We start from the raw sequence: 8,618 nt of genomic DNA, 5'->3' as shown, positions 1-8,618 counted from the left end.
GTCCGTCATCTCCAACGAGATGAAGGATCTGGCAAGCCGCGCACGCGGCCGCAAACTGAAGCCCGAAGAGTACCAGGGCGGCACCACGGCCGTGTCCAATCTCGGCATGTTCGGCGTCAAGGATTTTGCCGCCGTTATCAACCCGCCGCACGCCACGATCCTTGCGGTCGGCGCCGGCGAGGAGCGCGCCATCGTGAAGAAAGGCGAGATCAAGATCGCGACCATAATGTCGGTGACGCTGTCGACCGATCACCGCGCCGTCGACGGCGCGCTCGGTGCGGAGCTGCTCGGCGCCTTCAAGCGCATGATCGAAAACCCGATGGGCATGCTGGTGTAAGGAAGGGAAAAAGGCGGTGCGGAATTTCTTCACCAGCCTTTTCGCCTTCATTCTTTCCGGTCTGGCCGGCGTACTTGTCGTTCAAGAGCTGGCGGTCATCACCGGCGCGACAGAGGAATGCATTCTGGTCTTCGCGGCCACGGTGATGATCGTCGTTGTGGTCACGGTCGCCTTCTTCCTCGTTCAATTCCGAGGCAAGCCGGTGCGGGCGCTCGATGGGATGCTGTGGCTGCTGCTTGCGCTTTTCTGTCTCGGGCTGCTGGCGCTGGTGGGCTGGACGTTTTCGGTGCCGGCCGAGAGCCGGGCGACCGCAAATGACCTTTCGATCGTTGCCGGGCTGATCCTGCCGGGCGCAGCGGCGATCATCGTGCAATGGCCGCGCTGGCAACTCAAGCGCTCGTCGGCGGGGTTCGGCAGGGGTGGGGCAAGCGCATGAAGACTATTCTCTGTTACGGCGACTCGCTGACCTGGGGCTACGACGCTGCCAACCTCGGGCGCCATGCGCTGGAGGACCGCTGGCCGAGCGTGCTCAAGACGGCGCTGGGCGACGGCATCGATGTCATCGCCGAAGGGCTGAACGGCCGCACCACCGCCTTTGACGATCACCTCGCCGGTGCCGACCGCAACGGCGCGAGAACGCTGCCGACGATCCTTACGACGCACGCGCCGCTCGACCTGATCATCATCATGTTGGGCGCCAACGACATGAAGCCGTGGATCCACGGCAATCCCGTTGCCGCCAAGCAGGGCATGCAGCGCCTGATCGATATCGTGCGCGGCCACGACTATCCGTTCGACTGGCCGGCTCCGCAGATCCTCATTGTCGCGCCGCCCGCGGTGACGCGCACCGAGAATGCCGAATTCAAGGAAATGTTCGCCGGCGGCGATGACGCCTCGAAGCGGCTGGCGCCGCAATATTCCTCGCTTGCCGACGAGGCCGGCTGCGGCTTCTTCGACGCCGGCTCCGTCGCCGTCACCACGCCGCTCGACGGCGTCCATCTCGATGCCGAAAACACGCGGCGGATCGGTCAGGCGCTGGCGCCCCTCGTGCGTGTGATGCTTTCCTTCTAACCCCGAGAAAAATCAGGGAGAAACCCGTGGCTGAGAACTACGACGTCATTATCATCGGCTCAGGCCCCGGCGGCTATGTCACCGCTGTGCGTTCCGCCCAGCTCGGCTTCAAGACGGCGATCGTCGAGCGCGAGCATCTCGGCGGCATCTGCCTCAACTGGGGTTGCATCCCGACCAAGGCGCTGCTGCGCTCGGCGGAGATCATGCACTATTCGAACCACCTCAAGGATTACGGCCTTAAGCTCGACGGCAAGGTCAGCCCCGACACCGCAGCCGTCGTCGACCGCTCGCGAAAGGTGTCTCTCAGGCTGAATGGCGGTGTCGCCTTCCTGATGAAGAAGAACAAGGTCGACGTCATCTGGGGTGAGGCGAAGCTTTCCAAGCCCGGCGAGGTCGTCGTCGCCAAGACCGCCAAGAAGCCGATGGAGCCGCAGCCGCCGGTGCCGAAAGGCGTCAAGGGCGAGGGCACCTACACCGCCAAGCACATCATCCTCGCAACCGGCGCGCGGCCGCGCGCGCTGCCTGGCATCGAGCCGGACGGCAAGCTGATCTGGACCTATTTCGAGGCCATGGTTCCGAAGGAGATGCCGAAGTCGCTGCTGGTGATGGGCTCGGGCGCCATCGGCATCGAGTTCGCCTCCTTCTACCGCACCATGGGCGCCGATGTGACCGTGGTCGAGCTTTTGCCGGCGGTGATGCCGGTCGAGGATGCCGAGGTCTCGAAATTCGCGCAGAAACAGTTCGAGAAGCAGGGCATGAAGATCCTGCTCGAGGCCAAGGTGACCAAGGTCGAGAAGGGCGCCAACTCGGTCACCGCGCATGTCGAGATGAAGGACGGCAAGGTCGAGAAGATCACCGCCGACCGCATGATCTCGGCCGTCGGCGTACAAGGCAATATCGAGGGCCTCGGCCTCGAGGCGCTCGGCGTCAAGACGGATCGCGGCTGTGTCGCGGTCGACGGCTACGGCAGGACGAACGTGCCCGGCATCTACGCCATCGGCGATGTGGCCGGGCCGCCGATGCTCGCCCACAAGGCCGAGCACGAGGGCGTGATCTGCGTCGAGAAGATCGCCAATATCCCGGGCGTGCACGCCATCGACAAGCTGAAGATCCCGGGCTGCACCTATTGCAGCCCGCAGGTCGCCTCGGTCGGCCTGACCGAAGCCAAGGCCAAGGCCGAGGGCAAGGACATCCGCGTCGGTCGCTTCCAGTTCGGCGCCAACGGCAAAGCCATCGCGCTCGGCGAGGACCAGGGCTTCATCAAGACCATCTTCGACAAGAAGACCGGGCAGCTGCTGGGCGCGCATATGATCGGCGCCGAGGTGACCGAACTCATCCAGGGTTTCGTCGTGGCGATGAACCTGGAGACCACCGAGGAAGAGCTGATGCACACGATCTTCCCGCATCCGACCCTGTCGGAGATGATGAAGGAAAGCGTGCTCGACGCCTATGGCCGCGCATTGAACGCATGATAGACTGCTCGCGCGAGACTCAGACGCGGCAGCCGGAGGATTCTGAGGGCAAAGCAGTTCGTATCCGGATGCATTTTCACCTGATCAAGGAGGAATTGGCATATGGACGTGAATGGCGTGGGCTGGATAGCAGCCATCATCATCGGAGGCTTGGCCGGATGGCTCGCCGAAATGGTCATGAAGAGCAACACCGGCATCTTCATGAACATCATTTTGGGTATCGTCGGCGCGATCGTTCTGAATGCGATCTTACAGGCTCTCAACATCCAGTCCTTCGGCGCCGGCTGGTTCGCCTATCTCATCACCGGTTTCATCGGCGCCTGCCTGCTGATCTTTGTCGGCCGGCTGGTACGGCGCTGAGCCCCAGCGAAGTCCGTTATGCGAAAATGGCCGTGGCGGCATGCGCCGGCGTGGCCTTTTTCTTTATTCCGAAAAGTCCTAGATGACGCAGACAGGCGGCCGCGACGCGGGCGGCCGCGAAGGGTTTGAAATGGTCACTGTTCTCGACACGATCGCCAATGCGCCGCGCCCGCGGCATCCCGAAAAGGCGCACAGGCCGGACCAGGAAGTGCTGCGCAAGCCGGACTGGATCCGCGTCAAGGCGCCGGTTTCGAAGGGTTACGCCGAGACACGCGAGATCGTGAAGTCGCACAAGCTGGTAACGGTGTGCGAGGAGGCCGGATGTCCGAACATCGGTGAATGCTGGGACAAGAAGCACGCCACCTTCATGATCATGGGCGAGATCTGCACGCGCGCCTGCGCCTTCTGCAATGTCGCCACCGGCATCCCGACCGCCCTCGACGCGGACGAGCCGGCGCGTGTCGCCCATGCGGTCAAGCAGATGGGCCTCAGCCACGTCGTCATCACATCGGTCGACCGCGACGACCTCGACGACGGCGGCGCGCAGCATTTCGCCGACGTCATCCACGCCATCCGCGCCGCCGCGCCTTCAACGACGATCGAGATCCTGACGCCCGACTTCCTGCGCAAGGACGGCGCGCTAGAGATCGTCGTTGCCGCCAAGCCCGACGTCTTCAACCACAATCTGGAAACCGTGCCGTCGAATTACCTGACGGTGCGGCCCGGCGCCCGCTACTTCCACTCGATCCGGCTGCTGCAGCGCGTGAAAGAACTCGATCCGTCGATCTTCACCAAGTCCGGCATCATGGTTGGCCTCGGCGAGGAGCGGAACGAAGTGCTGCAGCTCATGGATGACCTGCGTTCGGCAAATGTCGACTTCATGACCATCGGCCAATACCTGCAGCCTTCGAAGAAGCACCATCCGGTGATCCGCTTCATCACGCCGGACGAGTTCAAGTCCTTTGAGACAATCGGCAAGACGAAGGGCTTCCTGCTGGTCGCTTCGAGCCCGCTGACGCGCTCCTCGCATCATGCCGGCGAGGATTTCGCCAGGCTGCGCGCGGCGCGCGAGGCGCAGCTCAAGAAGGCCAGCTGACGCTTTCATGCCGAAATTCGAAGCCACCCGCCGCGTCGCCTACACGCCGGAACAGATGTTCGCGCTGGTGGCGGATATCGAGACCTATCCGCAATTCCTGCCGCTCTGCGAGGCGCTGACGGTGCGCTCGCGCAAGGAGCGCGACGGCCGCACCATCCTCGTCGCCGACATGAGCATCGGCTACAAGGCGATCCGCGAGACCTTTACGACCCAGGTGCTGCTCAAGCCCGACGAGAACGCCATCGACGTCAAATACATCGACGGCCCGTTCAAATATCTCAGCAACATCTGGCGCTTCGATCCGGCCGATGGCGGCTGCGAAGTGCATTTCTTCATCGACTACGAATTCAAGAGCCGCATTCTCGGCGCGCTGATGGGCACGATGTTCGATCGCGCCTTCCGCATGTTTTCCGAAGCATTCGAGAAGCGAGCGAACGTGATCTACGGCGCAGCGCAAGGCACGCCTGATCCGCGGATAGCCTAGGCCAGCGCTCGCAGGCCGAGCTGCAGCGCGTGCCGGACCGTCTCGTGGCGGATGAATTCCCGCCCCTTATGACCAAACAGCTGGCGCTCGACGACGGCCGGCTGGCCGGCAAATGCCATCCCGAACCAGACGAGACCCACCGGCTTTTCCGACGAGCCGCCGCTCGGGCCGGCAATTCCGGTGACCGCAAGGGAGAGGCTCGCGCGCGAATGCGTCAGCGCGCCCGCAGCCATCTCCCTGACCGTCTCACCCGAGACCGCGCCATGCGCCTTAAGCGTCGCCGCGGAGACGCCGAGCATCTCCATCTTGGCTTCGTTGGAATAGGTGATGAAGCCGCGATCGACCACGGCGGAAGAGCCGGCAATGTCGGTCAGTGCTGCAATGATCAGACCGCCGGTGCAGCTCTCGGCCGTGGCCAGCATGATGCCGCGCTGCTGACAAGCCTGGAGCAGGGCGTTGGCTAATTCCGCGTTGCTCATGCCGGCACGTCTCCCGGATAGACGACGCTGGCGGTCGCGATCGCCGCAATGCCTTCGCCGCGCCCGACAAAGCCGAGCTTCTCGTTGGTCGTCGCTTTGATGGAAACGCGTTCCGGCGCAATGCCGAGCATCGCCGCCAGCGCCGCCGTCATCGCCTCGCGATGCGGCCCCACCCGCGGCGCCTCGCAGATCAGCGTGATATCGGCATTGGCGATGCGCCCGCCGCGCTCGCGCACCAGCGTCGCCGCATGCTCGACGAAGATTTTCGAGGCAACGCCCTTCCATTGCGGGTCCGACGGCGGGAAATGCGTGCCGATGTCGCCGGCGCCGCAGGTGGCGAGCAACGCATCGGTGAGCGCATGAAGCCCGACATCGGCGTCCGAATGGCCGGAGAGTTTCCGGTCATAGGGGATAGTGACCCCGCACAGAGTGACATGGTCGCCCGCTTCGAACGCGTGCACATCGTAGCCATTGCCGGTGCGGATGTCCGGAAAGCGCGGCAGCGCATTTGAGAGCCGCTGGTCGGCCATCGCGATATCCCTTGCCCAGGTGAGCTTGATGTTGTCCGGCGAGCCCTGGACGATCTTGACCGGAATATGCGCCCATTCGGCGATCGCCGCGTCGTCGGTGAACTCGCTTTTGCCGAGATGATGCGCCTTCTCGTGCGCCGCCAGCAACGGCCAGAACGGGAAGCCTTGCGGTGTCTGCGCCGCGTGCAGGCCGGCCCTCGACACCGTCTCCTCGATCATGCCCTCGGCCGATTCCCGCTTGAGCGTGTCGGCGACGGGCAGCGCCGGCAGGGCGCCCTGACGCTCGCCGATGGCCTCGATGGTTCGGTCGATGAGCCCATGGTCGACAAACGGGCGCACCGCATCATGCACCAGCACCTTTGCCGGCGCCTGCTCCCTCAGCGCCAAAAGTCCCAGCCGGACGGAAGCCTGGCGGGACGGACCGCCCATGACGATGAGCGTGTGCGTAGCATTAGCTCCCGCCGCGCGCTCGAACAGCTCGCGGTCGTCGGCGTGGATCGCCACCACCACTGGCCCGACGGCTGGATGTGACAGGAATCTTTCCAGCGTATGCGCAATGACGGCGCGTCCGCCGATGCGCTGATACTGCTTCGGCCCCTCGGCCTGTCCGGCACGGGCGCCGCGGCCGGCGGCGACAATGACCACGCCGACCTTGCCGTCCGGTTTTTCACTTGTGTCAGTCATGGCGAGAGGCTTAGTCGCGGCTGGCAGGGAAGGCCAGCATTTTCCAAAATGCGCCTTAATGTGACGTCATTGCGCGTTGCACAATGGCTTGCATCTGGCTACACAATGTGCAGCAATCGAACATGCTTGGTTTTTGTGCATGCCTGAATTGACCACATTGGCTTCGCCGCTCGACGTCGGCGGCGTAAGGATACGCAACCGCGTGTTCCTGGCGCCGATGTCCGGCATAACCGACGAGCCGTTCCGTCAGCGTGCGCATGCGCATGGTGCCGGGCTGGTCGTGTCGGAAATGGTGGCGAGCGGCGAACTGGCCAAGGGCAGGGCCGGCTGCGATCTGCGCATCCGCCATTCCGGGCTGCCCGTCCATATGGTGCAGCTTGCTGGCCGCGAGGCAGCGCACATGGCCGAGGGCGCGCGAATCGCGGCGGGCGAGGGCGCCGACATCATCGACATCAACATGGGCTGCCCGGCAAAGAAGGTGACGGGCGGCTATGCCGGCTCGGCGCTGATGCGCGATCTCGATCACGCGCTCTCGCTGATCGAGGCGGTGGTCGATGCCGTTTCGGTGCCGGTGACGGTCAAGATGCGGCTCGGCTGGGACGAAAGCGCGCTCAACGCGCCGATGTTGGCGCGCCGCGCCGAGCTGGCCGGCGTGCGCATGGTGACCGTCCACGGCCGCACGCGCTGCCAGTTCTATCAGGGTAAGGCCGATTGGCGCGCCATTGCGCGCGTCAAGGAAGCGGTCTCGATCCCGGTGGTGGCCAATGGCGATGTCGGCTCGCCGGAAGAGGCTGCGACGATCCTGGATCAATCAGGCGCCGAGGCGGTGATGATCGGCCGTGCCCATTACGGCGCGCCGTGGACCGCCGGCAGCATCGCGGCAGCCGCCGCTGGCATGTCTGCAACCGATATTCCCGAAACGCCCAAGAGGCTCGCTGACTACGTGGTTGCGCATTACGAGGACATGCTCTCGCTCTACGGCGTCGAAAGCGGGCTCCGCCAGGCGCGCAAGCATCTCGGCTGGTATCTGGACAGGCACGCGACTCGTGCTTCGGCGGAACGGCGCAAGCACATCCTCACTTCCTTCGAGCCGGCTGAAGTGATCGCCGGGCTGCGCCAAGCCTTTACCGAAAGCGCGGCATCGCCAGAATTGCGGAGCGCGGCATGAATACGAACCTCCCACAGCCGGCCGACACCGCGGATGCCGCCAATATCGTGCTGAACACCATCCGCCGCCCGGTGATCATGGTCGATGCCGATGGCTTCATCACCTTCGCCAACGCGGATGCAGAGGATTTCTTCCGCTCCAGCGCGACCATGCTGGCGCGCAACACGTTGTCCAAGCTGGTCCCGTTCGGCAGTCCGCTGCTGACCTTGGTCGACCAGGTGCGCGAGCGCCGCGCGCCGGTCAACGAATACCGCGTCGACGTCTCTTCGCCGCGCCTCGGCATCGAGAAGATGGTCGACCTCTATGTCGCCCCGGTGCCGGAGTTTCCCGGCTCGGTCGTGGTGGTGTTCCAGGAGCGGTCGATGGCCGACAAGATCGACCGGCAGATGACACATCGGGGTGCGGCCCGTTCTGTCACCGGCCTGGCGGCCATGCTGGCGCATGAGATCAAGAACCCGCTCTCCGGCATCCGCGGCGCGGCGCAACTGCTCGAGCTCTCAGCCTCCGACGAGGACCGTGCGCTCACCCGCTTGATCACCGACGAGACCGACCGCATCGTGTCGCTGGTCGACCGCATGGAAGTGTTTTCCGACGAGCGGCCGATCGAGCGCTTTCCCGTCAACATCCATGTCGTTCTGGATCATGTGAAAGCGATCGCCAAGAACGGCTTTGCAAAAAAAATCAAGATCTTGGAGGAATATGATCCATCGCTTCCTCCAGTCTATGCGAACCGTGACCAGCTGATCCAGGTGTTCCTCAACCTGGTCAAGAACGCCGCGGAGGCGATCGGCGCCGACCCGCAGGGCGAGATCGTGCTGTCGACGGCTTTCCGGCCCGGCATCCGCGTTTCCGTGCCGGGAACGCAAGACCGCGTCTCGCTGCCGCTGGAATTCTGCGTGCACGACAACGGCCCCGGTGTTTCCGAGGACATCCTGCC

At 64.1% G+C, this 8,618-nt stretch carries 11 protein-coding genes; 9 read left to right on the top strand and 2 right to left on the bottom strand.

Annotated elements, in window-relative coordinates; all coding sequences use genetic code 11:
* The 7 genes from EOA60_RS09685 to EOA60_RS09655 all read left to right on the top strand — a co-directional run.
* Nucleotides 1-337 (top strand): 2-oxo acid dehydrogenase subunit E2 (locus EOA60_RS09685; protein WP_206628116.1); only part of this gene is annotated, 337 nt, incomplete at its 5' end.
* Nucleotides 338-353: 16 nt separating this feature from the next.
* Nucleotides 354-773, top strand: coding sequence for a hypothetical protein (locus tag EOA60_RS09680; RefSeq protein WP_095825433.1), 420 nt, complete (start codon nucleotides 354-356; stop codon nucleotides 771-773).
* A complete protein-coding gene (locus EOA60_RS09675; protein ID WP_095825432.1) occupies nucleotides 770-1,408 on the top strand; it encodes an SGNH/GDSL hydrolase family protein in 639 nt (212 codons plus the stop codon). The genes EOA60_RS09680 and EOA60_RS09675 overlap by 4 nt, the downstream gene beginning before the upstream one ends.
* Nucleotides 1,409-1,434: 26 nt before the next feature.
* Complete coding sequence (gene lpdA, locus EOA60_RS09670; protein WP_095825431.1) at nucleotides 1,435-2,880, top strand: dihydrolipoyl dehydrogenase; 1,446 nt, start codon at nucleotides 1,435-1,437, stop codon at nucleotides 2,878-2,880.
* Nucleotides 2,881-2,982: 102 nt separating this feature from the next.
* Nucleotides 2,983-3,240: a GlsB/YeaQ/YmgE family stress response membrane protein gene (locus EOA60_RS09665; protein ID WP_067321367.1), complete on the top strand. Its 258-nt coding sequence runs from the start codon at nucleotides 2,983-2,985 to the stop codon at nucleotides 3,238-3,240.
* Between the two features lie 130 nt (nucleotides 3,241-3,370).
* A complete protein-coding gene (gene lipA / locus EOA60_RS09660; protein WP_066989925.1) occupies nucleotides 3,371-4,336 on the top strand; it encodes a lipoyl synthase in 966 nt (321 codons plus the stop codon).
* 7 nt (nucleotides 4,337-4,343) lie between these two features.
* Nucleotides 4,344-4,820: a type II toxin-antitoxin system RatA family toxin gene (locus EOA60_RS09655; protein WP_066989693.1), complete on the top strand. Its 477-nt coding sequence runs from the start codon at nucleotides 4,344-4,346 to the stop codon at nucleotides 4,818-4,820.
* Here EOA60_RS09655 and EOA60_RS09650 read toward each other — a convergent pair.
* The gene (locus tag EOA60_RS09650; RefSeq protein ID WP_095825430.1) at nucleotides 4,817-5,299 is read right to left on the bottom strand and encodes a CinA family protein; all 483 of its coding nucleotides are present in this window, start codon (nucleotides 5,297-5,299) and stop codon (nucleotides 4,817-4,819) included. The two genes, EOA60_RS09655 and EOA60_RS09650, sit on opposite strands and share 4 nt — an antisense overlap.
* A complete protein-coding gene (locus EOA60_RS09645) occupies nucleotides 5,296-6,513 on the bottom strand; it encodes a bifunctional 2-C-methyl-D-erythritol 4-phosphate cytidylyltransferase/2-C-methyl-D-erythritol 2,4-cyclodiphosphate synthase (RefSeq protein ID WP_067321361.1) in 1,218 nt (405 codons plus the stop codon). Before EOA60_RS09645 ends, EOA60_RS09650 begins: the two co-directional genes overlap by 4 nt.
* 139 nt (nucleotides 6,514-6,652) lie before the next feature.
* Between EOA60_RS09645 and dusB the strand changes: the two genes are divergently transcribed.
* On the top strand, nucleotides 6,653-7,681 hold the full coding sequence (dusB, locus tag EOA60_RS09640) for a tRNA dihydrouridine synthase DusB (protein ID WP_095825429.1): 1,029 nt from the start codon (nucleotides 6,653-6,655) through the stop codon (nucleotides 7,679-7,681).
* The coding region (locus tag EOA60_RS09635) for a nitrogen regulation protein NR(II) (RefSeq protein ID WP_164899247.1) at nucleotides 7,678-8,618 on the top strand (941 nt) is incomplete at its 3' end. The genes dusB and EOA60_RS09635, both read left to right, overlap by 4 nt.

This window comes from Mesorhizobium sp. M1A.F.Ca.IN.020.06.1.1 (assembly GCF_004023265.1).
Classification (GTDB): Bacteria; Pseudomonadota; Alphaproteobacteria; order Rhizobiales; family Rhizobiaceae; genus Mesorhizobium.
Note: the sequence above shows the minus strand (reverse complement) of the source record. Positions and strands in the feature narration are given on the sequence as shown.

What these genes read in the sequence shown, in the direction of transcription:
- EOA60_RS09655 (WP_066989693.1), top strand. Translation starts at nt 4,344, where the DNA reads ATGCCGAAATTCGAAGCCACCCGCCGCGTCGCCTACACGCCGGAACAG.
- lipA (WP_066989925.1), top strand. Translation starts at nt 3,371, where the DNA reads ATGGTCACTGTTCTCGACACGATCGCCAATGCGCCGCGCCCGCGGCAT.
- dusB (WP_095825429.1), top strand. Translation starts at nt 6,653, where the DNA reads ATGCCTGAATTGACCACATTGGCTTCGCCGCTCGACGTCGGCGGCGTA.
- EOA60_RS09645 (WP_067321361.1), bottom strand. Translation starts at nt 6,513, where the DNA reads ATGACTGACACAAGTGAAAAACCGGACGGCAAGGTCGGCGTGGTCATT.
- EOA60_RS09675 (WP_095825432.1), top strand. Translation starts at nt 770, where the DNA reads ATGAAGACTATTCTCTGTTACGGCGACTCGCTGACCTGGGGCTACGAC.
- EOA60_RS09650 (WP_095825430.1), bottom strand. Translation starts at nt 5,299, where the DNA reads ATGAGCAACGCGGAATTAGCCAACGCCCTGCTCCAGGCTTGTCAGCAG.
- EOA60_RS09665 (WP_067321367.1), top strand. Translation starts at nt 2,983, where the DNA reads ATGGACGTGAATGGCGTGGGCTGGATAGCAGCCATCATCATCGGAGGC.